This window comes from Mycobacterium conspicuum (genome assembly GCF_010730195.1).
GTDB lineage: Bacteria > Actinomycetota > Actinomycetes > Mycobacteriales > Mycobacteriaceae > Mycobacterium > Mycobacterium conspicuum.
Genome location: NZ_AP022613.1, coordinates 3140709 through 3141871 on the forward strand (window position 1 = coordinate 3140709; position 1163 = coordinate 3141871).

The 1163-nt window shown below is 69.3% G+C and carries 2 protein-coding genes; both read left to right on the forward strand.

Annotation, left to right across the window (positions count from 1 at the left end; translation table 11 throughout):
- Positions 1-41 precede the first annotated feature (41 nt).
- A complete protein-coding gene (locus G6N66_RS14655) occupies positions 42-548 on the forward strand; it encodes an RNA polymerase sigma factor (RefSeq protein ID WP_085232839.1) in 507 nt (168 codons plus the stop codon).
- Positions 545-1153: a methylated-DNA--[protein]-cysteine S-methyltransferase gene (locus G6N66_RS14660; RefSeq protein WP_085232840.1), complete on the forward strand. Its 609-nt coding sequence runs from the start codon at positions 545-547 to the stop codon at positions 1151-1153. Before G6N66_RS14655 ends, G6N66_RS14660 begins: the two co-directional genes overlap by 4 nt.
- Positions 1154-1163 lie beyond the last annotated feature (10 nt).

Consider the following 1163-nt stretch of genomic DNA (forward strand, 5'->3'; position numbering starts at 1 on the left):
AGGCGTCTTCACAATGACCATCCTGTTCGGAAAGGACTCGGGTGAAGACCGACCAGCGCGCCAAACAGCCGTTTGAGGCGGTGGTGGCGCGGCACGGTGCCACGGTGTTGCGCGTCGTCCGCGCGGTCGTCGGGCATGCCGATGCCGACGACGCCTGGTCGGACACCTTCCTGGCGGCGTTGAGGGCCTATCCCCAGCTGCCGGCCGACGCCAATGTCGAGGCGTGGCTGGTGACGATCGCGCACCGCAAAGCCGTCGACATCACGCGGGCGGCGTCGCGGCGCGCGGTGCCGGTTGCCGATACCCCCGACTCCCCCGCACCCGAAGGTGCGGACGGCGTGAATCCCGAGCTGGAAGCCGCGCTGAGTGCGCTACCGCCCAAACAGCGTCAGGCCGTCGCCTACCACTACCTGGCGGGCCTGCCCTACGCCGAGATCGCAACGATTCTCGATAGCAGCGCCGCCGCGGCCCGCCGCGCCGCGGCCGACGGCATCGCCAAACTCCGGCACACGTTTCCCGTTGTCACCCACCCCGAGGAATCATCATGACCGCACCTGATCTCACGGACCACTTCGCCGTCGATCCGGATGATCTCCGCCGCCTGCACGCCCGCCTGGAACGCGCGGCCCAGGCCGGAGATCTACTCGATATCGCTTATCGCACAGTCGATTCCGCGGTCGGACCGCTGCTGCTGGCGGCGACCCCGCGGGGGCTGCTGCGGGTGGCATTCGCCAGCGAAGGCGAAGAACGCGTGCTGACGGACCTCGCGCAACGGATCAGCCCTCGAATGCTGGAAGCTCCGCCCCGGCTCGACCCGGTCGCCAGGCAGCTCGACGAATACTTCACCGGGCGTCGGCATGCCTTTGACGTTGCGCTGGATTGGTCGCTGTCGCAAGGCTTTCGGCGCACGGTGCTCGGGCACCTCGCCACCGCCGTCTCGTACGGCGACACCGCCAGCTACGCCACACTGGCGCAACTGTCCGGCTCCCCCAGGGCGGTGCGCGCCGTCGGCACGGCCTGCGCAACGAATCCGATTCCGATCGTCGTGCCGTGTCACCGGGTGATCCGGTCCGACGGAAGCGTCGGCTCCTATCGCGGCGGCCCCGCCGCCAAGCGGGCCCTCCTCGACCTCGAGCGGAACCGACGAGCCTAGCGAATGCTGC